Raw genomic sequence first — 22690 nt, forward strand, 5'->3', positions numbered from 1 at the left:
TCTCGCGGATCGTTGAGAGAGCCTCGGTCCAGTAGGCTCGCGCGTTGTTGCACGGCCAGAGCGAGCGCAATTGACGCGCGTTAATCCGGTAGCGGCAGAGCGGCGTTGACGCTGCCGTTCGCGCTTGCCGGCGTCAGGCGACCCGCATTCAGCCTGCCGCGGCATTTTCTCTCGACCGCCCTACTTTCCCGTGACGATCATGTGTCCGAGGGCTATCCTCTGAAGGAATCCTCCGCCGGCCTCACAGCCGCCCAACAGACCGGAACTGCGGTCTTCACGCGAGAATTCCATGCAGAAGTCACCCGCTGTTGAAACGAATGACGGCTTTGCCCGAATGAATTTGCCGGACCTTCGGATCAATTACGATCCGATCGATCCGGACCAGTTCGACCGACCGATTATCTCTCTCTGCATCGAGACAGGCCAGGGGAACGATGAGCTCCCACTTCATTCGCACAAGAAGGGGCAATTGGTGGTCGCCTCTCATGGATCGGTCATGTGTCGTGCACCAGGAGGACTATGGATCGTTCCGCCGCAGGGTGCGGTATGGATACCCGCCGGCGTTCTGCACAGCAACTGCATGTCAGGTTCCAGAAAGGTCTACGTCGTCTTCATCGATCCGCAGGCGAGCATGCTTCCGACGACCTGCTGCACATTCACGATATCGTCGCTCGTCCGCGAGTTAATTCATCGATTGTCGGTATTTCCGCCCCTGTATCCGATCGAGGGGCCGACAAGTCGACTTGGGCGCGTATTGCTCGACGAACTGGTGCAGATGTCCACCGAGCAGCTCTACCTGCCGATCTCCGCTGATAGCCGGCTCCAGCATCTGGCCACATCCCTTCTCAATGATCCTGCCGATCGGAGCACGGTCGAGGAACTGGCTGCACGATACGCGATGAGCGAGCGCACATTCGCCCGTCTGGTATTCAAGGAAACCGGGATGACGTTCGGGCGCTGGCGACAGCGGCTTCACATCCTGGTCGCGTTGCAGCGACTATCGGACGGATATTCCGTACAAGCCGTATCACTCGATCTGGGCTACGAGACGCCCAGCGCTTTCATCACCATGTTCAAGAAGGCAATGGGCAAGAGCCCTCGTCGCTTCCTCGCCGAGCGATCCAGCTTCGTCGGCCGCGAACCGGTCGAATAAGCAGCTTGCGACTTCGTATCCTGAGCCGCGGCCGGCAATGCTCTATCTCGAATTGAACGGCACCAGCGGGTACTGGAGGGTTGCCTCGGCCACGGCTTGCGGCGCCACCACGCGCGGCCTGCCGTTCTGCCCCTGCAGCAGAGTCACGTCGCCCCCCATGTTTTGACCGCTGGCATCGAACTTGATCCTGCCGCTGGACATCAGGATCGGCGTCATATCGGTTGCCTTGAGCGCGGCATGGATAGCGGCCGATTCAGAAGAGCCGGCGCGGCTCACGGCGTCCGCAACGATCTGCACGGCCTCGAACGCGCATCCTGAATTTGCGTCAAGCCAGTCGTTTGGATAGTCGGACGCAAACCGCTTGAGGATCGCTGCGGCGTCGGGAGCCTTCGGGTTGTACCATAGTGTCGACAGTATCGCGCCGTCACCGTATTTGCCCAATGCGTCGTAGTATGCCTTGTCTTGGACTCCGTTCGAGTTCGGCGAGAAGATCAATCTGGGATTCCATCCCTGCTTGACGCATTCCCGGATGATCATGATGGCATCGTTGACGCGCGTCACCGATACCAGCGCGTCGGCGCCCGAGGCTTTCGCCTTCGCCACCTCAACCGAAAGATCCCTCGCCTTCTCGTCGTACGGGATGTACTGGGCAATCTCCAGAGGGACATCGACCTCCTTCCAGGCCTGATCGATGCTGGCCGCCGTCGATTGCCCCATCGTGTTGTTGAGATGCATGATGGCTGCACTCGTCGGCACATCCTTGAGCGACGACAACAGCGACTTCAGTTCGATCAGCGACTTCCTGACGACCGTCAGCGACGTCGGATAGTAACGAAAGACCTGGGTGAAACCCTGCGAAGTCACCTGGGTCGCACTCGCGATATGCACCACCATCGGGACCTTTGCGGCTTCCGCGGCCTGCAGCGCGGATATGGTTGCGCCGGAGTCCCAGGCTCCGATGAGCACCGTGCAGCCCTGCCGGATCAGGTTCTCGGCCGCAATTCGCCCGTTCTCCGGCCTGCTCTGGGTATCGGCATGGATGATTTCCATGTCTATTCCAAACTTCTCCTTGGCGAACTTCGCACCGGCATCGATCCCGCGCACACAGGCCTGGCCGGGAAATGCCAAAACGCCGCTGCTCGGATTGATCGCGCCTACCCGCACGTTGCCGGGAGCGTTTGCCTTCGCCGGCCACGATACGAGCCCGGCGGCGGCGCCAACGCTGCTGCCGAGCAGCGCACGGCGCGTCAGACCACTTTCGTTGCGATTCATCATGTGACGTTCTCCCTCAGTCGGCTGCATGAATATTGAGGCGATCCAATCGAAAAGCTCGATGACTGGCGACGCAAGCGGCAGATGCGTCCGCTCAGATCACCTTCTCATCTCGGCCTTGACCAGATCGTCTTCACTTTCGTCGTAAAGCGTATCGATCAACGAGCGATATCTCTCGATGATCTGCCTCCGGCGCTTCTTCCTGGTCGGAGTCATCACGCCATTCTCGGGAGACAGCTCTTCCGGCAAGATCCGGAAGGCCTTGATCTGTTCGGCCCTGGCCAATCTGCTGTTGGCCTTGCCGATCTCGCCTTCGATCATCCGGACGACGATTTCGGAATTTGCCAGATCCGCGTACTGCGCGATCCGAATATCCCGCGATCGGGCCCACTCCATCGTCGCGATCGCGTCGACTTCGATCAGCGCGGTGAGATACTTCTTTCCTTCTCCGATCACCGCGGCTTCGGAAATGAACGGACTGTGCCGGATTTCATTCTCGATCTGCGTCGGGCTGATGGATTTGCCGTTGGACGTGTTGATGATCTCTTTTTTGCGATCGACCAGCTTGAAGAGGCCTGTCGGGCCGATATCCACGATGTCTCCGGTGTAAAGCCAACCATCGCGCAGCGCCGATTTCGTTTCCTCCGGCTTGTTCCAGTAGCCGACGAAGAGCCCTGGCCCCCGGACAATCATCTCCCCGTCCTCGAGAACCGCCGTCTCCCAGGCCGCATCATGCACGGGCACACCAACGGTGCCGGCTTCCGGCCATTCCGCCATCTGGACCAGATTGGCGCCGACCAGCTCAGTCTGGCCGTAGCATTCCTTCAGTTGCAATCCCCATAGCTGCCAGAGCGACATCAGTTCGGAAGGCATCGCCGCCGAAGATGTGTAGGTGATCGCGAGCTCCTCGAACCCGACTTCAGCAAGCAGCGGACGGAATATCTGGTCCTGGCACACGGCGAACAGCGCCGATATCAGGGGATCCGGCGCGCCTCCAGCCTGGCGGTCGTCGAGCGCCTTGCGCGCGATCGTCATCGCAAACTGATAGTCCTGCTTCTGCTTCGCCGATCCGGAATGGACCTTGCTGAGGATCTGGGTGGCAAACCGCTGATAGAAGCGGGGCGGCGCCATGAAATACGTCGGCTTCACATCCTTGATGGTCTGGGCGAACTCCATGCTGGTCTCGCCGAAATGCGGCACCATCCGGGCGAGCAACGGCAACGTCGTTGCCTGCGCGCGCGCAACCGTATGCGACATCGGCAGATGCACGACGACGCGGTGCGCGTCGGAACGCATCCTCGGGCTGAACGTCGTCACGCTGTGCGCGCCGGCGAGCAGCGACAAATGGGTCAGCATCGCGCCCTTCGGAAAGCCGGTGGTGCCGGATGTGTATCCGATGCTGACCAGGTCGCTCGCCTTGGCTTGCGCGACCTGCTCGCGAAGGAATCCATCGGCGTCGACCGAGATCCCTTCGCAAAAGGCGCTGAGCGACACGACGTTCGCCGCCGCATCGATCCCATTCCATTCCGGATCGAGCACGATGATCTTCCGCACCTCTTCGGCCTGGCCGGACGCCAGGACGATGCCAAGCTGAAGCTCGCTGCCGACAAAGATGAAGGAGGCGCCGGAATCACTCAGGTAGTAACCAACTTCCTCCGGCGACGAGGTAAAATACACGCCGACCATGACACCGCCGGCGCAGATCGTCGCCATGTCGGCGAGCAGCCATTCCTGGGATACATCCCCCATGATGGCTGCGCGATCACCGCGCGCGAATCCGGCTTGCTGCAGAGCGGCCGCCAGATTCGCCACCTGACCCGAATACTGCCGCCAGGTCGCGGCGATCCATGCGCCGCGACGCTTTTGCTTGTAGGCGACCGTCTCGGGCCGCTCCGCCCGTCGCGCGTTCAGAAGCTGCGGAATGGTCACGTCGACGAGTTGAGCGCCCGAGGTGATGGATTCGACGTCCATCTCACCGCTCCGCGAACCGCTTCCGCTTCTCGGCGAAAGCGGCGACGGCCTCGCGGCGCTCGGGCAGCGCGAACGTCAGCATCTCCAGCGCGGCCGAGGTGTCGAGCACCAGATGCGCATACTGCTTGATGATCTTGTTGACGCTGTACTTCGTCCAGATGATCGACTCCCGAGGGCCGCTTGCAAGCATCTCGCCGTATTCGATCGCCGCGTCCTTGACGTCCCTGCCCGAAATGACCTCGTTGATCATGCCCATGGCGGCGGCCTTCTCGGCGGAGATGAACTCTCCCGTCATCAGGTAGTGCTTGGCGCGTACCGGCCCCATCAGCAGCGGCCAGATCACCGCACCGCCATCACCCGCAACCACGCCCGCCGTCACATGCGTATCGGCAAATCGCGCGGTCGGACTCGCGAAGATGACATCGCAAAACAGCGCAAGTGTCGCCCCGAGCCCGACGGCAACGCCGTTGACGGCTGCCACGATCGGTACCTCGACCTCGAGCATGTTGCGGATCAGGTGACGTCCGCTCCTTGTCGGCGACGGCAGCGGCCCCTTGTCGAGCGACTTCTGATCACCGCCGGAACAGAAGCCGCGCCCCGCGCCGGTCAGCACGATCGCGCGGACGTCCTTGTCATGGTCAAGGTCGACGAACACCCGCTCCAGCTCCTCGTGCATATCCCAGTTGATGGCGTTCAGGATTTCGGGCCGGTTCATCGTCACAACGGCAACGCCGCTGGAGCGCTTCTCGACGAGCAGGTACTTGCAGCTGTGCTGTGACATCGCTGGTTCCGTTCCGTTTCTCTGTGAATTCACTTTTGAGGCCGCATGGCCCGGATTTGCGCGAGAATGTCTTCCGTGGGCCGCACGACGTTGTTCTTGTCGTTGAAGTGCGGAATGATGTAGCGGCCGCACATTTCGATCGCTTCCATGATCTTCTCGTGGCTGACCGAGTCGAGATGCAGCAGCACTTCGTCGATGCCCAGCTCCTGGAACTTCTCGATCTGGCGAATAACGGTGTCGGGACTCCCGCAAACCGTTGTCGCTGAATGGTTGAGCAGATAGTCCCAGTCTCTTCCGGCGCGCTCCATGGCCGGAACGCTCTCGCTCATATACGCATAGTCATCCGCGAGCTTCGCCAGGCGGGGATACGCGTCGGTCGAGATCCTCGCGTAGTGCATCAGCGGCTCGGCGTAGTCGTCCTTCGCCTTCTGATCCGTCGGACCAATGCCGAAGAACAGCGGAAGGCCGACGCGCGGACGCTCGAGCGGACCCTGCTCGTCGCGCTTCCAGGCGCGTCGATAGGTATCGAGAAGCCTTCGCTGGACGTCCCACCCCTGGTAAATCGAAGCGCTCATCACGGCGAGGCCCTCGGATCCCGCCCAGGCGTGACTCCGCTCGCTCGTCGCGGCGATGCCGATGACCGGATGCGGCTTCTGCAGGGGCTTTGGCACGAGCATCCGCGGCGGAATCTGGTAGTACTTCCCCTCGAAGGTGAAGATATCCTCGCGCATCGATTTCTTCAGAAGCGCGATCCCCTCTTCCATCTGGGCAAGCGTTTCGCTGGGATCGACGTTGAAGGCACGCATTGCGATGGTCGTGTTGGCGCGGCCGGCGTAGAACTCCATGCGGCCATGCGACAGAATATCGGTGACGGCCAGCCGCTCCGCCGAGCGCAAGGCATGATTGATCTTCTGCGGCATCAGGGTCACCGCAGACCTCAGCTTCACGCGCGACGTCACCGCGGCGAGATAGCCGTAGACCACTTCCGGAGCGGAGCTCGAGATGCCGCCAAGCGCGACGTGCTGCTCGGACAGCGCGACGCAGTCGAACCCCATCTTTTCCGCGAGGCGCACCTCGTCAACCAGTTCGTGCAGTCGTCGCGCATAGCTCTGCCCGACCTGGGTTTCCTGCTCCGACCAGAACCCGAACGAAAGTGCCATCTTCTAAAGTCCCCTGGGAAATTCGAGATGGCAGAGGATTTCATAGGCACGGCAACATTTTCGTCCGAATGCTGGTGGTGGCCCCGCAGCTTTCCAAATTTTGTGCTGCAGGCAGGCGGATCACTTCCTGTCCGCAATCAACACCACCGCTGGCAGTTTCCCGCGCCAGGCGGCGCGTAAGAGGCCGGCGTCGCCTCATCTGGCAAACGAGGTCGCCAGTAGATCCGCGATCGCCTCGAGGCATTGCGCACCGATCTCGACGGTCGATCCGTGCGGATCGCCAATGATCCCGTTGTGCGTGATCGACTTGATCCCATTCTTCCACATGGACTGAAGCTGCTGTTCAGACAGCGCGCCCAGGTACCCCACCTCGAACCGGTCCAGCCGCACGCTATCGGGGCGGAGCCACATCATGAGCGACGTCTCCGCGATATCGGCGTGCCCGCCGACTGCGTTGGGGTCACCGCCGGCGTCTCCGACCGCGCTTCGCCACCTGTCGACCCAGGCGATTGCGTCGCAGAACGCATCGATCTCAACGTCGGACGCAACCGCACGCCTCAACCGAGGAAGCATGTCGCGCAGGACGGGAAAGTTTCCGATGTGCCCGGAGAACAGCAGGATCCGCTTGAAGCCGTGCTGGGCAAGACTCGTGCAGTAATCGAGGCAGATCGATTCGAAGGTTTCCGGTCGAAGCGAGACCGTACCGGGGAAAACAAGATGGTGGGCCGAACAGCCGACCTTGATCGTCGGGGCTATCAGAGCCGGGCCGAGATGCTGCGCCAGTCTTGCCGCGAGCGCCTCCGCGTGATCGGCATCCATACACAGCGGAAGGTGCGGCCCATGCTGCTCGACAGCGCCGCACGGTATCAAGGCCGTCGAATATCCTTGCGCCAGGGCAGCCGACACCTCCTCGAAGCTCATCAGCTCCAGGCGGATTTCTTCAAGGGGTGGCAGTACGGCCATTCAAGCCTTCTTTGAATTCTTCGACAGGAAACGGGCGCGCGCGTCTGCCGAGCTATCCCCGGTCAAATAGGCGCCGAGATCCTCGATCGTCATCGCCTCAAGCGAAGCGTCATCCATTTGTCCCGTCAAGTTCAACGAGCGCTTGATCGCGGCGAATAGTTTCGGTTCCTTCCCGCGAAGATGCCTGCATACCTCCAGGGCACGACCCGTCACATCAGCGGTGGTTGTGACCTCGCTGATCGCTCCGATTTCGAGCGCCTTCCGGGCGTCGACCAAGTCGCCCCGGTAAAGCAATGCCTGTGCTTCCCGAAGCCCCAGTTTCCGCACAGCTTGCCGCATTCCCTTGGCCGCTGGTAGGAGACCGTGGTTTATCTCGGGAAACCCGATCATGCAGGCATGATCTGCGACGACGTAATCGGCGTGAAGCAGGAGTTCCAGGGCGCCTCCGACCGCATAGCCACGGACGGCGCAGACGAGCGGGCCCGGATATCGCTCCATCTCGCACAAGAGCGCGTGGAAGTCCCGCATGCGGGGTCTGGAAATCTCGATGCCGGCGACTTCCTTGATATCGCCACCCGCACTGAAGAAGCGATCACCTCCGCCGGTCAAGACGATACCTGGCGGTGACGCTTCAGCGGACACCGCACGAATCGTGTCCAGCAAACGCTTGACCAGTCCGTTGTTCAAGGCATTGGCCGGCGGCCGGTTCAAGGTCATCGTAACCATGTCGAGGTCGCGCTCGACGCGAAGGGTGCCGTCGTTCTGCATAGGGTCAACCTATGCGACGCACCCCGGAATCGGTTGCCATACAACGCATCCGCATCAGCGAGCGTCGACACAAATCGCTACCGCAGCGCTGGATCGCAGCATTTTCTGCTTCATACGCTCCGTGCTCCTCGCCGGCCGGACCAATGCCGCAGCCGCGAAACGCCACTACATTCCAAGATAAGCGCGCTGAATCTCGGAATTGCTCAGCAGTTCGTCGCTCGGTCCGTGCAGCACGATCGAGCCGTTCTCGAGGACGTAGCCGCGATTGCTCAACGCAAGGGATTTCGCGACGTTCTGCTCGATCAGCAACACCGTGATCCCTTGCTCGTGCAGCGATTTCACTACGCCAAACATCACGTCCGTCAAGGCCGGCGACAGCCCGATGGACGGCTCGTCGAACATGACGATTTCAGGCTTCGACATGATCGCGCGCCCGATGGCCAGCATCTGCTGCTCGCCACCGGATAGCGTCCCGGCCAATTGCCGCCTGCGCTCTCGAAGCCGCTCAAACAATTGATAGACGCGTTCAAGCGCTTCAAGTCGGCCGGCTTTCGCACGCTTCAGGGAACCACCCAGGAGCAGATTTTCCTCGACGGAAAGGCTCCCGAAAATCTGCCGGCCTTCGGCGACCTGCGCAATGCCGCGTTCGCAGACCTCCCATGGCGGCATCCCGGTGATATCGACGCCATTCATTTTCACGACGCCGCTCGAAGATGGCACGATGCCCGAGATCGATCTGATCAGCGAGGTCTTTCCCGCACCGTTCGCACCGACGACGCAGATCAGCTCGCCCTTGCGGATCTGCAAGGAAACACCGTTCAGCGCGTTCGATCCGTCATACGCAACGGAAAGGCCGTCGATCGATAAGAGCGCCTCGTCAGGCATGGAAGCCCGCCCCCAGATAGCTCTCGAGGACCATCGGATCTGCGACCACCTCTTCAGGACGTCCTTCGGCGATCTTGGCGCCGTGATGAAGGACGACGACACGCGACGCGACCTCCATCACGATCCGCATGACGTGCTCGACGAGCAGGATCGTCAGTCCGCCCTCAGCAAGTTTCCGCAGCACGCGGACAACACCCGCGGCTTCGGTGGGGCGGAGGCCCGCCATGACCTCGTCCAGCAGCAGTAGCCTAGGTCGCGTGGATAGCGCCTTGGCGGTTTCCAGCATTTTCCGATCCGGCAGCGTCAGCTGGTCCGTCCGCGCATTGGCCTTGCCGGCAAGTCCAACACTTTCAAGGGACTCGTATGCCGTCGACCTGGCTTCGCTGACGTTCCTGGTCCAGCTGAAGGCGCCGACCATTGCGTTCTCGAGCACCGACATGTCGCGCATCGGCCGTACGATCTGGAATGTCCGCGCGATGCCCATCCTGCAAACAAGTTCAGGCGGTGCATTCTCGATCGGATGTCCCTCGAAGACCACCTGCCCACTGGTCGGCCGCATGGCGCCCGCAACGAGATTGAAGCATGTCGTTTTTCCGGCCCCGTTCGGCCCGATCAGTGCGGTGATACGTCCGGCTTCCAACGCGAAGCTGACATCGTTCACGGCGACCAATCCGCCGAACGATTTGGAGAGATTCTTCACCTCGAGCAAGGCAGTCATTCCTCGGCCTTCCTCGGTTGCGGCAGCCACAGCCGGGACGGCAGCTGGACTGTCTTGCAGATCCGCACGATCGCCGGCCAGATGCCGTCGGGCAGGAACCAGACGACCAGCACCAGCACGACACCGTACGCGATACTGTTCAGTCCCGGGATCCGAAGACTGTCGCCGAGAGCGCTCATCAGATGGTTCAGGGGAATAGCTGCGAGCGACCCGACCAGCGGACCAAACGTCGTGCCCAACCCGCCGACCACGGGCCCTATCAGGACGTCGACGGAGAGCCCCATGCCCATGATCGAATCCGGGAATATCGATCCCTGCACCAGCGCCAGAATTCCACCACCCGCGGCCGCGGTCGCCGCCGAGATCGCAATCACAAGGATCTTGTGCCGGAATGCGCGGACACCGAGAGAGCGCGCGGCCTGTTCATCGTCCCTCATCGCTCGCCAGACATATCCGAAGTACGATCGCGATATCATTTCGGTTCCAACGATCCCCAATGCCGCCAGAGCAAGAGCCATGAAGTAGTAGAAGCGCGCGTCTCCCCGGAGCATCGAGATGTCGATTGCGCCCGTCGGCGCGGGAAAGAACAGCCCCTGCATGGCGCCAACAAACTCCCAGCCACCGAACATGATCCGGGCGAATTCGGCAGCGGCAATCGTCAGCAGGGCGAAATAGATTCCACGCACTTCAAACCGGAAGCTCAACCACGCCAGCACCGCGCCGGCAGACCCGGCAATGACCATTCCGAGCAAAAGGCCTATCCACGGAGAGACGCCGTACTTGACGTCGAGGACGGCCACCGAATAGGCGCCCAGACCGACAAAGAGGGCATGACCGATCGACAGTTGCCCGCCTATCCCCAGCATCAAATTCCAGGATTGCCCAAGGAACGTGAACAGCAGCACGATCGTCAGCAACGAGATGAGGTACGGGCTTGCCAGCGCGCCGACCAAGGCAAGGACAACAAGGACCGATCCCCCGGCGAGCCACCGCTTCACTTCGGTCCCGCCATCAAATCTCTTTTGCACCAAAAAACCCTCTCGGACGGAAAATCAGGACGAGGATCAGGAGCGCATATGGAAGCGCCGTCTTCATCGACGGAGCGAACATCAACGCAGCAATCGCTTCGGCGACGCCAATCATCAGGCCACCCAGCAGCGCACCACTGAAACTACCGAGACCACCGACGATGACTGTCATGAAAGCCAGCAGGGTAAAGTCGACCGCGAGATATGGCTGGGCGTCGAACAAGGGAGATATCAATGCGCCGGCAACGCCCGCGCAGGCCGCTCCGATACCAAACGTCACCGCATAGATCCGAGGAATGTTCAGCCCGACGACAAGGCCGCCCAAGCGGTTGTCCGCGGCCGCCCGCAAGGACCGGCCGAACGATGAAAACTTCAGATACGCCCCCAGCAGCGTGATGAGCAGGCCTGCGGTTGCCGCCGCCTGAAGTCGCGCCATATCCAGCGTCACGAAGCCGAGCGACACGGTGTGAAACGAGAGCTGGGATGCGGTCGGGCGCGGATCCGGCCCGAATGCCACCAGCAGGGCGCCGCTGAAGAGCAGCGACAGACCGATGAAGACGATGAATTGATAGTGATGCGGCCGGTTGACGAACCGTTTGACGAGCAGGGCCTCCAGAAAATATCCAAAAATGAACATCACGACCGCTGCGATCGCTGCCGCGACGATGATCGGCACGTCCCAAAGGCGGACGGCCCAATAGCCGATGTAGACGCCGAACACGACCATCTCACCGTGTGCGAAGTTGACGACGCGCATGACGCCAAAAATGATCGTCAGGCCGAGCGCTACGAGCCCGTAGACGAGACCGAGCAGAATGCCGCTCGCGAGAACATTGAGCCAGAGTGACAGCATCGGTGGTTACTGGCGCTTGGGCACGGTGAATTCACCCTTCACATAGACAAGGGGTTCGCGATCGGCGTTTGTCGCCTGCGCGACCACCTCGCCGACGAAGATCGTATGACTGCCGGCATCGTGCGAACCGGACACTCGGCAATCAAAGCTGCAGATCGCCTCGACGAGACTCGGCGCCCCCGTCGCGAGCTCGCGCCACAAGCCTTCGCTGAACCGTATGTCGCCCTTGCTGCCGTCCTGCCCTGCGAATTTCTGCGCCAACGCAGCGTGATCCGCCGTGAGGATGTTCCAGCAGAATGATCCGCTCTGCTTGATCGTATCATGGGCGCCGGCCGACTTGTTGACGCAGACCAGCACGCTCGATGGCTCTGTCGACACCGAGCAACCGGCCGTCAGTGTCAAACCGTGCCTGCACGGCCGCGCGCCTGTCGTGACGATCGACACGGCGCCCGGGACGTTGCGCATGGCGCTGCGGAATTCCGTGCTGCTGAACATCGGGATTTCTTGACCGGGCATGGGCGACACTCGGAAGTTCATCATGATGGATTGCTCCGATACATAGAGACCAAGCTGTCCAGAGGGCTGATTCGCCCGCCTATCTGGGTGCGGCTTGAAAGAGCTGGATCGTATTGTTTTCCGGGTCCCTGAAATCAGCGACCCGGCCGTGCGCGCCCATGTCACGAACCTCGCCAAGCGCCTGCGCGCCCTGCGCCTGCGCGCGCTTCAGAGCCCCCTCCAGATCATCCACCTCGAACACGAGGACGGCATTCCGAGACGGCACGGAGACGGATTCGGCCGGGCTTGCGATGCAAAGGGCGGCTTTCTCGCCTGCGAATTGAATCCACTTTCCGCCGTCAGCGAAGCGGATCGGCAATCCGAGCGCCTCGTAAAACCCGGCCAGCGCTTCGGGCTTCGCGGCGGTGAGGTAAGCCTGCTTGAGCTTCATGTGTCACTCCCGATTCCGAGCGCCCCGTCGATCTGCGATTTCTCCGCAGACTTCGGCTGTCCTGCGATCGTGGCGCAGCGGCCCCGGCATGAATGCTCAAACAGTTCACCTCCCGCATGATCAATCGGCATCTTATGCTGCCGCATCCGGCCTTTGACGTCATTCCTCAGCGGCCGCGGGTCGGCGATCGCGTGCTCCGGATACCCGAAGCCGACCACGACGTCCCTGCCAACTCTGCGGCGCCGGATAGGCGGCCAGCCCGAAGGAGATTGACCGTTTTTCGATATAAGTCGTCATTTCGTCGAAATTCTACAACCGCGGCTGCGGTTAGCATTCGTGTCATCGAGATGTCACCACGCGGGATAACGCGCGGCACCGGGCCTCGATACAACGACCATTCGCCCATGGGAGAACGACATGACAACGACGGCTCTCGACAGGATCGACATCAAGATTTTGAATGAGCTCCAGCAGAACGCCAGTCTGACCAATGTCGAGCTTGCTTCCCGCGTCAACCTTTCGCCGTCGCCGTGCCTTGTCCGAGTTCGTACGCTCGAGAAGCTCGGCGTGATCGATCGACGGATCGCCGTACTCGATCCGGCAGTCCTCGGCATCGGCGTCACCGCCTTCATCCAGGTTAAGCTTGAGAAGCAGGTTCAGCTATCGCTCGAGAACTTCACGCGCTCAATCGATCGCCTGAGCCAGGTGATGGAGTGTTACCTAATGACGGGAGACAGCGATTACCTGCTCCGCGTGATGGTGTCTGACATCGCGGCTCTCGAAGACCTCATCGTAAACAAGCTCTCGCGCATAGCCGGCGTGACCAGCATCCGTTCAAATCTGGCATTGAAGCGGATTTCTCACAAGACGGTGCTTCCGATCGACTCGAACCAGCCCGTTCAGATCAAGTCGTCTCATTCAAGCTCCCGACGCATCGATCGATCGGCCGAGCCGCAATACGACGCTAGGCCTCAGCCGAGGTTTGACGGCAGCATGAGCATCGAGACTTCGCGCGCGCTTGATCACAATACGGCCGGTCTCTAGCGGCCGATGTGCCCTCGAAGGATGGCCACGACGCCATGCTGACCACCCGCCGGATCCCGACACCTCGTCAACAATGCCAGAGTCCGCCGCCTGGCCATTTTCGCGGGTCGTAGGAAATCGCGCGAGATCGTAATCTGGCGTGCAAAATCGAGCGGTGGCGGAGAGAGAGAAGCTAGAGCCAAACTTGCTCACCAGCCGCACATCGTGACGCCATAGCCATCTAATTGATTTCAAATCAGAAATCAGACTGGTCCGCTTACATCGTTTCTGTGAACGGCCTCGGAGCCGTCTGCCCGAGGCCGCGCAATTCGGCGAGCCTCAGGGGATCCCTGCCGGCGGCTATCCTGGGCGATGTTCGTATCGCCTGCGGCATTAAGACTGTTTGACACCAAAGTCGTAGTGCAAATGAGAGAAAGGGGAGTCGCGGAAAACGCCATCGGGCGCGACTCCGGCCGGCATCAGCACAAACTCGCAACCAGGCTATCCTTGACGCCGAATACCACGTCGGAATCGAGATATTCGTCGCCCTCTGCGAATACGTGCGTCACCAGCGTTTGAAGTGCGGCGATGTCGCGCCCTGAAAGTCCACGAGTGGGATCGCGAATGTCCGATGGACAATCGCGACCCCTTTCTGTTGCCGATCTAGCCTGCTGTTATTCGGCCGCGGTGCTCATGTAGCGCTTCTGGACGTCCTGCGCCTTGGCGTAGTCGGGCTGGAAGCGAACGTTGGCATAGTGCGAACTCTTCTGCTCCTCCTGGGCTCGCTTGCCGAGCTCCGCCGTATCGCCAAAACCGAGAACTTGGCGAGCTAGCTCTGTTAACGGGCCGTCGACCTGATATTCCGTGCGCTGCATCGTCAGCAGATTGATCAGATAGAGCGGCGTCCCGTTGAACTTCTCGAACATCTCGTGCCGGTTTCCCCATTCGGTCAGGAATCGCTCGCTGATCTGACGGAAGATCTTGATACGGTCGTGGGCACTTATCTCGGCGCCGCGTAACGCTTCGGCGAGTTTCGGGCCGATGTAGGGATCCTCGAGCTCCCGCTTCGACGGCTGGATGACGACTCCGCGGCCGCAGAAATCGATGAGCATGTTGACCATCTTGTTCTGGTTCTCAAGATAGTAGGCTCGGCCGAAGTCAATGTAGATGTTGTTCGGCTTGAACAGACCGCCAGGAGTAGCGAAGCCTGTCTCCTCGGCCGCAATCATGAATGCGCGGCACGTCTCGCGGAAGCGAATGAGTTCGGCCAGCTGAGCTTGGACGACGGGATTGTTGCTGGTGCCCAGAGACTGGGTGAGAAGCAGCGCAAGACCGACCATCAGTTCGGCGTGGACGCAATGTCGGATTTGGGTCTCGAGGTGTACCCAGTCAAACTGGCGTTGCGGATACCACTTGGCATGTTCCGGATTGCCAACATGTTGGACGCAATCCCACGGAATAACGGCATCGTCGAAGTAGACCATCGCATCCAGCTCGTCGCCGATCGTGGCCAGGGGGCGGTCATACGGGTCGGCATCTGGCTGAGCGTTGGACTTGCGCGCGACGACTGAGATCCCCTTCGTCGCGATCGGGATCAACGCGTAAACGGTCTGCTCCGGAGTCTGGCCAGGACGCCACAGGTTCCCGATCAGGAGATGATTGACGAACGGGACAGACGTGCCGATTGCCTTCCACCCCCGAACGAGAATGCCGTCGTCGCGCTCCTCGATAATTTTGAGCATTGGCGTCTCGGCCATTGCATTGTCGCGACCGCGGTCGAATTGCACGTCGAGGAACATCGGGGAAATGGCAAAGTCCTTCGATGTCACCTCTTCCCACTGACGCTGGATATTGCCGGAGAGATCTCGCTTCTTTCCAGAGAACCGCGAATTGTCCGACCAGGGCTTCTGGTCGTCAACCTGGGTAAACATAACGACGTTCATTCCGGCCGGCGGCCGCGTGAAGATCCCACCCTTGAAGTGACGGCACAGAAAATCGCAGTACTCGCGACGCTTGATAACGTCCTCCTTGGACCGAGGAAGGAACCAATGCATGGACTGCCGATTGCCCGCATCGTCGGCGAACGTCGCGATATCTTGATATTTTGGATCAAGATGAAGATCGTAGTACTCGGCGATCGCGTTGGCGTAGCCCTTGGTCATCGGATGGGACGTTACGTCCTCAATCAATTCGCCTCCAACGTACACGCGCCGCCCGTCGCGAAGCGACGCAAGATATTCAGCACCGGATCTCATTGTCAGTCCTCCTTGGGGGTTGTCAGGAAAGTTGTCGCTGAAGCGTTGCAGCGTCCCAGTAGTCTTCGCTGCAGCGTATCAAGCCGCCCTCGATCTTGACGAGTTGGACACCTCGCAGGGAAATGGCCTTGGCCAGCTGAATGCTGTCTTTGCGCGGCGCTGTCGCGTGCATGGTATAGAAGGTCGCGACTGCCCCATCTTCCCCACCAACCATCGCCTTTACTTCCCAGCGAACATCGGGCAGCCACGAAAACAGCTTCTGCATTCCGGACACGATTTCGTCGACCCCGCGCTTCGTGCGCATTTGAGACACTTCATCGTGCGTCGCGTCATCGCGATACAATTCACGGATCGTATCGGGATCATGATTGTCGTAAGCAGCGTAGAGCTTCTTTGCGATCCCGATCGGGGTTAGTTCGACCGACAACCTCATGCTCGCGCCTCCAAATCGATACCGTGCATGTAGCGACCATGCCCGTAGAGCAATGGCGGGCGAGGGCCCGGAGCATCGATGCTCTCGATTGCAGCGATCGCAACGAGATGGCTGCCGACGATCAATTGCTCGACCGTCCGGCATGTGAAAACCACCGACGCATCTCGCACCTTAGGTATCCCGTTCGCTCCCAACACTCTCTCTGCCGGCAAGACATGTTCATCGACGTACTTGTCGCCATTCGGACGCGAACAAACCTCCGAAAGATGACGTTGGTCCTGACTGAGAAGATTGACGGCGAACCGCCCGAAATCGCGAACGTCCGCTGCAGTAACGGTCTTGCTGTTCAGACAGACCAGAATCGTGGGGGGATCCATGCAGATCGAGGTGAACGAATTAATCGTCATTCCCCATGGTCTACCGTCGTGCCAGGTAGTTACGACACTCACACTTCCGACAAAGTGACGCATCGCCGCCCGAAACGCATTCGCGTCCACTTCGGTTTGCGAAGACGAACATCTGGCGGCTATTCCTCCGACTTTTTTCGCTCTCTTCATCGCGCGCCTCGTTGCGACAATTCTTCTGTCGAAGAGGCTAGGTGGCGTCGGCGTCAAAATCTAATCGATATTTGAAATCCCAACTATCCGTGGCATGGATCACTCGGCTGCTGCGATGCAGCGACAGGATCGGATGCCCGCAAACGCGTCAATCGATGAACGAATAAGCGGACGCTGCACACATAGCCCTTCAGCTCGGGTGAATGCCGCTCCGCCAGGTCGCGATCGTCGGCTTCGCATTTGCGTGGTGCGTTATCGTTCAGTTTGCTAGGCTCGCCCCTTTCATTGGGGGACTGCGATGAACCTGCGAAACATCGATCTGAATCTCCTTGTGATCCTTGATGCTCTCCTCACCGAACGAAACGTCAGTCGAGCCGGGGAACGTATCGGGCTCAGTCAATCGGCGATGAGCGCCGCACTCGCTCGGCTTCGCGACATCTTCGGTGATCCGTTGCTCGTGCGCGCCGGCCGGGATTTGGTCCTGACGCGAAATGCAGAAGAGCTGATCGTTCCGCTAAAAGACGCGCTGAATAGGATCGAACAGACTCTGCTGCGGCGTCCGAGTTTCGATCCCGCAAGTGATGCCAGAACATTTTCTATTAGCGCATCCGATTATGCGGGATTGGTCCTTTTGACTCCGCTCGTCCGAATGATTGCAAACGAGGCTCCGAATGTGACCATACATCTGCTGCCCCGAGCGCGAGACGCCGCGCGCGTTTTGCAGACCAATCAGGCCGACATCGTTATCGAGCCCACCGAACTGTTCGGTTCAAGTGATTACCCGAGCTGCGCGCTGCTGAGCGATCGCTGGCTTTGCGCCGTCGATGCCGATCACCCTGATATCGCCGGTGATGTGCTTACCGAGGAACAATTTCTTCAATTGCCCCACCTCGTTTACGGGATCGGCACTGATAGGCAACTGAACCTCGCCGACCAGCACCTTGCAAACGCGGGCATAGCCCGCCGCATCCAGGTGACGGTTGAAAGCTTTCTGCTCAATCCGTTTCTAATTCAGGGGACTCGATTGGTGAGTCTCGTCCTGGAGCGGGCCGCCAAGAAGCTAGCCGCGACATTGAAGATTAGATTGCTCGCGCCTCCGCACGCCCTCCCGGATATTCATGAGGCCATGTACTGGCACCCCCGCCATACTACCGACCCAGGACATAAGTGGCTGCGCGAAAAGCTTTCATCCGTGGCCAAAGAAATGAGCTGAACCTGAAACATCCAGAAGTTTCGCGACACCCCGTGGGCGGACGGCGGCGACGGCGGCGATTGTGCGCCTGCGCCAAGCAGGCGCCCCAGCCTACGAATTTACCTATTCATACGGACAATTCTTGAATTATTGCCGAGACTTATCCATTAGCAGCAATCGCTCTGCAATCAGGTCAATCGCTCGGGGGCGACGGCACGTTCGGCCAGGTAGACCTTTACGATTACCGGCTTTCGAACCAAGGTCGCCATGTCCGAGTTCCCGAAGGGCGCTCCTTCGCCCGCCTCGATTGTTGACGCGCTGAAAGCGGTGGCTGGCGATCCGCCAAAAGCGCGCGCCAGCTTTGCCAAAGGCCAATGCGTCCACGGCACCTACATTCCGTCAAATCAGGCGGAAGAAATTACTAGATCGCGAAGCTTCACAAGACCATCACGCGTGTTGGCGCGCTTCTCGGTGGGCGACGGCGATCCCAATGTGGCGGATAGCGAAAATCTCGTGCCGCGCGGCTTCAGCTTCAGACTCGGCAACAGCAACCATCGCTCAGACATCCTTGCACAAGACTGTCCCGTTCATTATGCACGGACGCTTGAGCAGATGATAGCGTTCCTCGAGGTACGCGTTCCGGGCCCCGATGGAAAGCTGGATTCGGAAAAAATCCGAGCGTTCTCTGCTGCTAATCCCGAAACACTGCATCAAGTCAACTACATCGCCGCGCGGCCGCCGCCGGCGAGCTTTGCCAGCACGACCTATTGGGGTGTGCATTGCTTTCCTGCCACCAATGCGATGGACGAGACACGGTTCATCAAATTCAAGATCGCGCCGGTCGGCGGCGAAGTGGCGCTGACCGAATCGCCCGCGAACACGAGGTCAATTGACTTCCTGCACACCGAACTCAAACGGCGTGTCAAGAAAGGCAATATGCGCTTCAGCGTAATGGCGCTGCTTGACCGGCCCAATGACCCTATCATGGACCTGACTGTTCGATGGCCCGATGAGGATAATCGCGAGGCAGTGCGCCTTGGTACGATAGTGATCACCGGCATCGAGCCAAACGAAGCTTGCGATGGCTCCATGTTCGATCCAGCAAAACTTGCCGAAGGCATTGGCCACCCGCACGACGAGATCTTTGCTGCGCGGGCCGTGGCCTACGCCATCTCGCTGAAGATGCGCCGCTGATCGGACGCGCTGCCGCGCATTTACCCAGAATCACGCATCCCTTCGGACAGGCCGAGCTTTTCGCGGCGCCATACTCCCGGGCTGATCCCGACCGTGGCCGTAAACACCCGCGTGAAGTGACTCTGGTTGGCAAAGCCGGCCGATATCGCAATCTCGGCCAAGGGCAACTCGCGCACCGTCATCAGCTGCTTTGCGGCCTTCACGCGCTGGCGAAGCAGCCACTGATGCGGCGGCAAGCCGGCGGAGCTACGAAAAGCCCGTGAAAAATAGCTCACCGAAAGGTCGAACTCAGCTGCAATTTGTTGTAGCGAAAGTTCTCCGCCCAGATCGGCATCCAGCCTTTCGCAGGCCCGTTTCAACTGCCAAGGCGCGAGACCGCCGTGGACCGACTTAGTGACGCGCATTCTGCCATAGGTCTGCGCGACGTGCGCCGTAAGTGCGAGCATCGTGTAATCGATGAAGAGCCGGCTGGTCTCGGTCGGCCGGCGTAGCGCTGGCAGGAGCGCCCCACCGATATGACGGACGACTGCGTCGTCATGGCCGACGCCAAGCTGACAAGGCAGCTGACCAACGCGCGGTGCACGGAATTGCTCGGCGATGCCGTCGAGCGCTGAGCGCGGAAGATAGAAATGGAGAGAGTGGAACGGCTTGTTGATAACGAAGCGCAGATCCGTCTTCATGTCATACAGATACGTTGCGCCCGCTCGGATATCGGCCTTGGTAACACATTTGCCGTGTGCCCAGAGCTCGCAGCTCGGGTAGTCGTTAAGTTTCAGGCTAACAACAAAGGAGTCCTCAAGGGGCATCGCGCCGGAAAGGCTTCGCGCGGGGGCATCATCGCGGGTCTCAGTGACGGCGATTTCGGTGTTGCGCAGCGAACGCGTAATCAACGAGGACGGTTGCTGCTCAAGGCGACAGAACTGCTTGGCATTCTCGCCGTAGAAACCCCTCTCTGTCATGTGGCCGGTCTCATCGCTGGTAGCTGGGCCAGGCGGTTCTCGCTCGCCTGCGGGCTGCGTTCATTACCCTATTACGCGAAAGACATCGATCAACGATGCTGACCTAGCGCCTACGGGCCACTCATCACACGACGTCAGGCAAGCAGAGATTGAAGCCGGGTTCAGGCAAAACACAGCCGTTCTGGAACACAACCCGCAATTCTCGCATTGGCCGGCATCACGTATCCCCTCCGGACATGCCGAGCTTTTCGCGGCGCCACACGCCCGGGCTGATCCCGAGCGTGGCCGTAAACACCCGCGTAAAGTGACTTTGGTTGGCAAAGCCGGCAGATATCGCGATCTCGGCCAATGGCAACTCACGCACTGTCATCAACTGCTTCGCAGCCTTCAGGCGCTGGCGAAGCAGCCATTGATGAGGCGGCAGACCGGTGGAACCGCGAAAGGCACGTGAGAAATGGCCGACCGAAAGGCCAAATTCAGCCGCGATCTGTTGCAGCGAAAGTTTACCGCCCAGATCGGAATCTAGCCTTTCACAAGCTCGCCTTACCTGCCAAGGCGCGAGGCTGCCACGAGCCGACCTGGTGACGCGCTGCAGTCCACCATAGGCCTGTGCGATATGCGCGCCGAACGCGAGCATCATGTGATCAATGAAAAGTTGGTTCGCTTCGTCCGGTCGACGCAGCGCTTGCAGCAGCGACGCCCCGACATGGCGCATCACGTCGTCGTCATGACCAGTACCAAATTGACAGGCAAGATCATCGGCGTGTGGCGCGCCCGCTTCTTCAGCAACACGATCGAGCGCCGAACGTGGCAGATAAAACTGGATTGAATGGAACGGCTTGTCGATCACATAGCGAGGATCTTGCCTGAGATCATACAGCCACGTCGTACCGGCCTTGACATCCGCCTTCGTGACACACTTACCGTGCTTCCAGAGTTCGCACTCCGGATAGTCGTGAAGTTTCAGGCTGACGATATAAGCCTCGTCTGCCATCGACCCCGAGAGACCTGGCACAGGATTGTCATTCTGCGTTTCGCTGGCGGCAAGATCAATTCCGCGCGTTGAGCGGGTTACCAGCGAGCTTGGCACGTCTTTCAGGTGCAGGTACTGCCTGACCCTCTGTCCGAAGGTGCCTGCCTGGGTCATGGATGTCGGTTCTCATCGCAAGGGGTCGGGGCGAGCGGTTCTTCAATCGCCGCGCCCGCAATTATCAGGGATCGGCACGCTGCGGTCTAGATTTGGAGCGACACGAACGGCCATTATGACCGCTTTACGACGCGACATTTTCCGCAGGGATTTCAACACTCACGGCGCGATCGAGGACAAAACCTATCAGCGAGGCTGACCTAAAGTCTACGGCCACCGATCACAAGGACGTTAAGCAAGCGAAGCCTCAAGCAGAATTTGGCAAAACACCTCCGTTTTAGGAAAGAAACCGTAGTTCTCCGCGCCTAGAACGCGCAGCGAACGCTCGCAGCATTCACCGGCATCTCCTACGAGCAGACACAAGGCGGCGACTTCGCGTGAGCACGTGGAGTCGAGCCGGTAGCGCGTGCGCATGGCCTCCGATACGAGCAAAAGCCAATGAGCCACCCGATCCAACACGATGCCCCAGAGTACTCACCAGCCTCGTCCGAGCTACATCAACGAGAGTCGCTCAGCCACGAGTATCGCGCCGCCGATGCGGAAATGGCGCGCGTGCTCGGGACGACACCATTCCGCATGGCTTTGGATTCTTCTGGCGCTGGGATTGCGCATTGGAAGCACGACCCGTTGCACGACGTCGTCGAACCTATGAGCCACCATGTCATCATGGCCTATAACGGCTTGACACAGCGCGTGGAGCGGCAGTCAGGAAAATCGGTCGAGATTGGAACGTTCCGTCGCGGCGCTGTGATCATCATTCCGGAAGGATCGAGCTCGCGATGGGACATTCCGAAACCCGTCGATGTCGTTCAACTCTATCTTCCTCACGCAACACTCAAGCGCGTTGCCGAAGAAGTTGCCACAGGCACACCGAACGATCTCCTGGAGCGAACGGGACATCCGGATCCCGTCACTTCCCGATTACTCTTGGGCGCGGCGGGTGTGCTGGACGGCCATGGTGCTCTCGAGGGCCATGGGGCTCTGGATCGGCTATTCAGGCATCAATTGACGGACCTGTTGGCCCTGCGGCTTTTGGCTACACATACCGGATCGAAAACCAAATTGCAGGCGACCATCGGCGGACTTTCGCCGAAGGTCCTGGCTCGCGCCATCGAGCGCCTGCGCTCGGAGAGCGATGAGGATGTCTCCCTCGATGCGCTTGCGTCAGATGCGGGCATATCCCGCTTCCACTTTTGCCGCGCCTTCAAAGAAAGCACCGGGCTTTCCCCTCATGCTTGGCTGCGGCAGCACCGTCTCGAGCGGGCGATGAATATCCTTCGGGGTACTGACGAATCGATCGCTTTGGTGGCGGCGGAGCTCGGCTATGCCTCGCAGACAGCCTTCGCCGCAGCCTTTAGACGCCTGACCGGCGAGACGCCCGCCGATTGGCGGCGTCACGTGCGCTAATACAATCGCTTGAGAGCAACGAAGT

Annotated in this window: 22 protein-coding genes and 1 pseudogene; 5 read left to right on the forward strand and 18 right to left on the reverse strand. The window is 60.0% G+C overall.

From position 1 onward, the window contains the following. Positions 1-289 precede the first annotated feature (289 nt). Positions 290-1153 carry a helix-turn-helix transcriptional regulator gene (locus AAFG13_RS24725; RefSeq protein ID WP_342708508.1) on the forward strand — a complete coding sequence of 288 codons (864 nt, stop codon included), beginning with the start codon at positions 290-292 and terminating at the stop codon, positions 1151-1153. Between the two features lie 42 nt (positions 1154-1195). Here the strand turns inward: AAFG13_RS24725 and AAFG13_RS24730 are convergent, their stop codons facing one another. The 12 genes from AAFG13_RS24730 to AAFG13_RS24785 all read right to left on the reverse strand — a co-directional run bounded on the left by AAFG13_RS24730 (position 1196) and on the right by AAFG13_RS24785 (position 12498). Further along, on the reverse strand, positions 1196-2428 hold the full coding sequence (locus AAFG13_RS24730; protein WP_342708509.1) for an ABC transporter substrate-binding protein: 1233 nt from the start codon (positions 2426-2428) through the stop codon (positions 1196-1198). A gap of 96 nt (positions 2429-2524) precedes the next feature. After that, positions 2525-4396, reverse strand: a complete 1872-nt coding sequence (locus tag AAFG13_RS24735) for an AMP-binding protein (RefSeq protein WP_342708510.1) — start codon at positions 4394-4396, stop codon at positions 2525-2527. A 1-nt stretch (position 4397) separates the two neighbouring features. Beyond that, positions 4398-5177, reverse strand: a complete 780-nt coding sequence (locus tag AAFG13_RS24740; protein WP_212316650.1) for an enoyl-CoA hydratase-related protein — start codon at positions 5175-5177, stop codon at positions 4398-4400. Positions 5178-5206: 29 nt separating this feature from the next. Next, positions 5207-6337, reverse strand: coding sequence for an LLM class flavin-dependent oxidoreductase (locus tag AAFG13_RS24745; protein ID WP_212316648.1), 1131 nt, complete (start codon positions 6335-6337; stop codon positions 5207-5209). A gap of 195 nt (positions 6338-6532) precedes the next feature. Beyond that, positions 6533-7300: a creatininase family protein gene (locus tag AAFG13_RS24750; protein ID WP_342708511.1), complete on the reverse strand. Its 768-nt coding sequence runs from the start codon at positions 7298-7300 to the stop codon at positions 6533-6535. Then, a complete protein-coding gene (locus AAFG13_RS24755) occupies positions 7301-8068 on the reverse strand; it encodes an enoyl-CoA hydratase/isomerase family protein (protein WP_342708512.1) in 768 nt (255 codons plus the stop codon). It lies immediately after the preceding gene. A gap of 165 nt (positions 8069-8233) precedes the next feature. After that, on the reverse strand, positions 8234-8953 hold the full coding sequence (locus AAFG13_RS24760) for an ABC transporter ATP-binding protein (protein ID WP_212316642.1): 720 nt from the start codon (positions 8951-8953) through the stop codon (positions 8234-8236). Beyond that, on the reverse strand, positions 8946-9671 hold the full coding sequence (locus AAFG13_RS24765) for an ABC transporter ATP-binding protein (protein WP_212316640.1): 726 nt from the start codon (positions 9669-9671) through the stop codon (positions 8946-8948). The genes AAFG13_RS24760 and AAFG13_RS24765 overlap by 8 nt, the downstream gene beginning before the upstream one ends. Further along, positions 9668-10699, reverse strand: a complete 1032-nt coding sequence (locus AAFG13_RS24770) for a branched-chain amino acid ABC transporter permease (RefSeq protein WP_342708513.1) — start codon at positions 10697-10699, stop codon at positions 9668-9670. Before AAFG13_RS24770 ends, AAFG13_RS24765 begins: the two co-directional genes overlap by 4 nt. Next, positions 10683-11552: a branched-chain amino acid ABC transporter permease gene (locus AAFG13_RS24775; RefSeq protein ID WP_342708514.1), complete on the reverse strand. Its 870-nt coding sequence runs from the start codon at positions 11550-11552 to the stop codon at positions 10683-10685. Before AAFG13_RS24775 ends, AAFG13_RS24770 begins: the two co-directional genes overlap by 17 nt. A 6-nt stretch (positions 11553-11558) precedes the next feature. Then, positions 11559-12047: a flavin reductase family protein gene (locus AAFG13_RS24780; RefSeq protein WP_212316637.1), complete on the reverse strand. Its 489-nt coding sequence runs from the start codon at positions 12045-12047 to the stop codon at positions 11559-11561. Between the two features lie 100 nt (positions 12048-12147). Then, the gene (locus AAFG13_RS24785; protein ID WP_212316635.1) at positions 12148-12498 is read right to left on the reverse strand and encodes a VOC family protein; all 351 of its coding nucleotides are present in this window, start codon (positions 12496-12498) and stop codon (positions 12148-12150) included. Positions 12499-12915: 417 nt separating this feature from the next. Between AAFG13_RS24785 and AAFG13_RS24790 the strand changes: the two genes are divergently transcribed. Next, on the forward strand, positions 12916-13542 hold the full coding sequence (locus AAFG13_RS24790) for an Lrp/AsnC family transcriptional regulator (RefSeq protein ID WP_212316633.1): 627 nt from the start codon (positions 12916-12918) through the stop codon (positions 13540-13542). 464 nt (positions 13543-14006) lie between these two features. Here AAFG13_RS24790 and AAFG13_RS24795 read toward each other — a convergent pair. The 4 genes and pseudogenes from AAFG13_RS24795 to AAFG13_RS24810 form a co-directional block, all read right to left on the reverse strand. After that, positions 14007-14099 (reverse strand): annotated as a pseudogene (locus AAFG13_RS24795) (hydroxyquinol 1,2-dioxygenase); the annotation flags it as partial. A 96-nt stretch (positions 14100-14195) separates the two neighbouring features. Further along, positions 14196-15776 carry a 4-hydroxyphenylacetate 3-hydroxylase N-terminal domain-containing protein gene (locus AAFG13_RS24800; RefSeq protein ID WP_249132034.1) on the reverse strand — a complete coding sequence of 527 codons (1581 nt, stop codon included), beginning with the start codon at positions 15774-15776 and terminating at the stop codon, positions 14196-14198. A gap of 22 nt (positions 15777-15798) precedes the next feature. Continuing rightward, complete coding sequence (locus AAFG13_RS24805; protein ID WP_342708515.1) at positions 15799-16209, reverse strand: nuclear transport factor 2 family protein; 411 nt, start codon at positions 16207-16209, stop codon at positions 15799-15801. Next, positions 16206-16766: a flavin reductase family protein gene (locus tag AAFG13_RS24810; RefSeq protein WP_212316629.1), complete on the reverse strand. Its 561-nt coding sequence runs from the start codon at positions 16764-16766 to the stop codon at positions 16206-16208. The genes AAFG13_RS24805 and AAFG13_RS24810 overlap by 4 nt, the downstream gene beginning before the upstream one ends. Before the next feature lie 298 nt (positions 16767-17064). Here AAFG13_RS24810 and AAFG13_RS24815 point away from each other — a divergent pair, with 298 nt between their 5' ends. Beyond that, entirely contained in the window at positions 17065-17979 is a 915-nt protein-coding gene (locus tag AAFG13_RS24815) for a LysR family transcriptional regulator (protein ID WP_212316627.1), read from the forward strand. Between the two features lie 246 nt (positions 17980-18225). Further along, positions 18226-19152: a catalase gene (locus AAFG13_RS24820; RefSeq protein ID WP_342708516.1), complete on the forward strand. Its 927-nt coding sequence runs from the start codon at positions 18226-18228 to the stop codon at positions 19150-19152. Positions 19153-19172: 20 nt separating this feature from the next. Here AAFG13_RS24820 and AAFG13_RS24825 read toward each other — a convergent pair whose 3' ends face one another. Continuing rightward, positions 19173-20111, reverse strand: a complete 939-nt coding sequence (locus tag AAFG13_RS24825) for an AraC family transcriptional regulator (RefSeq protein WP_212316623.1) — start codon at positions 20109-20111, stop codon at positions 19173-19175. A gap of 217 nt (positions 20112-20328) precedes the next feature. Next, the gene (locus AAFG13_RS24830; protein WP_212316621.1) at positions 20329-21258 is read right to left on the reverse strand and encodes an AraC family transcriptional regulator; all 930 of its coding nucleotides are present in this window, start codon (positions 21256-21258) and stop codon (positions 20329-20331) included. A 438-nt stretch (positions 21259-21696) separates the two neighbouring features. Between AAFG13_RS24830 and AAFG13_RS24835 the strand changes: the two genes are divergently transcribed. Further along, positions 21697-22665: an AraC family transcriptional regulator gene (locus AAFG13_RS24835; protein ID WP_212316620.1), complete on the forward strand. Its 969-nt coding sequence runs from the start codon at positions 21697-21699 to the stop codon at positions 22663-22665. Positions 22666-22690 lie beyond the last annotated feature (25 nt).

It is taken from the genome of Bradyrhizobium sp. B124, from assembly GCF_038967635.1.
GTDB lineage: Bacteria > Pseudomonadota > Alphaproteobacteria > Rhizobiales > Xanthobacteraceae > Bradyrhizobium.

Bases quoted from the DNA above. Each gene is read 5' to 3' on its own strand.
- AAFG13_RS24725 (WP_342708508.1), top strand. From the start codon at position 290: ATGCAGAAGTCACCCGCTGTTGAAACGAATGACGGCTTTGCCCGAATG.
- AAFG13_RS24730 (WP_342708509.1), bottom strand. From the start codon at position 2,428: ATGATGAATCGCAACGAAAGTGGTCTGACGCGCCGTGCGCTGCTCGGC.
- AAFG13_RS24735 (WP_342708510.1), bottom strand. From the start codon at position 4,396: ATGGACGTCGAATCCATCACCTCGGGCGCTCAACTCGTCGACGTGACC.
- AAFG13_RS24740 (WP_212316650.1), bottom strand. From the start codon at position 5,177: ATGTCACAGCACAGCTGCAAGTACCTGCTCGTCGAGAAGCGCTCCAGC.
- AAFG13_RS24745 (WP_212316648.1), bottom strand. From the start codon at position 6,337: ATGGCACTTTCGTTCGGGTTCTGGTCGGAGCAGGAAACCCAGGTCGGG.
- AAFG13_RS24750 (WP_342708511.1), bottom strand. From the start codon at position 7,300: ATGGCCGTACTGCCACCCCTTGAAGAAATCCGCCTGGAGCTGATGAGC.
- AAFG13_RS24755 (WP_342708512.1), bottom strand. From the start codon at position 8,068: ATGCAGAACGACGGCACCCTTCGCGTCGAGCGCGACCTCGACATGGTT.
- AAFG13_RS24760 (WP_212316642.1), bottom strand. From the start codon at position 8,953: ATGCCTGACGAGGCGCTCTTATCGATCGACGGCCTTTCCGTTGCGTAT.
- AAFG13_RS24765 (WP_212316640.1), bottom strand. From the start codon at position 9,671: ATGACTGCCTTGCTCGAGGTGAAGAATCTCTCCAAATCGTTCGGCGGA.
- AAFG13_RS24775 (WP_342708514.1), bottom strand. From the start codon at position 11,552: ATGCTGTCACTCTGGCTCAATGTTCTCGCGAGCGGCATTCTGCTCGGT.
- AAFG13_RS24780 (WP_212316637.1), bottom strand. From the start codon at position 12,047: ATGTTCAGCAGCACGGAATTCCGCAGCGCCATGCGCAACGTCCCGGGC.
- AAFG13_RS24785 (WP_212316635.1), bottom strand. From the start codon at position 12,498: ATGAAGCTCAAGCAGGCTTACCTCACCGCCGCGAAGCCCGAAGCGCTG.
- AAFG13_RS24790 (WP_212316633.1), top strand. From the start codon at position 12,916: ATGACAACGACGGCTCTCGACAGGATCGACATCAAGATTTTGAATGAG.
- AAFG13_RS24800 (WP_249132034.1), bottom strand. From the start codon at position 15,776: ATGAGATCCGGTGCTGAATATCTTGCGTCGCTTCGCGACGGGCGGCGC.
- AAFG13_RS24805 (WP_342708515.1), bottom strand. From the start codon at position 16,209: ATGAGGTTGTCGGTCGAACTAACCCCGATCGGGATCGCAAAGAAGCTC.
- AAFG13_RS24810 (WP_212316629.1), bottom strand. From the start codon at position 16,766: ATGAAGAGAGCGAAAAAAGTCGGAGGAATAGCCGCCAGATGTTCGTCT.
- AAFG13_RS24815 (WP_212316627.1), top strand. From the start codon at position 17,065: ATGAACCTGCGAAACATCGATCTGAATCTCCTTGTGATCCTTGATGCT.
- AAFG13_RS24820 (WP_342708516.1), top strand. From the start codon at position 18,226: ATGTCCGAGTTCCCGAAGGGCGCTCCTTCGCCCGCCTCGATTGTTGAC.
- AAFG13_RS24825 (WP_212316623.1), bottom strand. From the start codon at position 20,111: ATGACAGAGAGGGGTTTCTACGGCGAGAATGCCAAGCAGTTCTGTCGC.
- AAFG13_RS24830 (WP_212316621.1), bottom strand. From the start codon at position 21,258: ATGACCCAGGCAGGCACCTTCGGACAGAGGGTCAGGCAGTACCTGCAC.
- AAFG13_RS24835 (WP_212316620.1), top strand. From the start codon at position 21,697: ATGAGCCACCCGATCCAACACGATGCCCCAGAGTACTCACCAGCCTCG.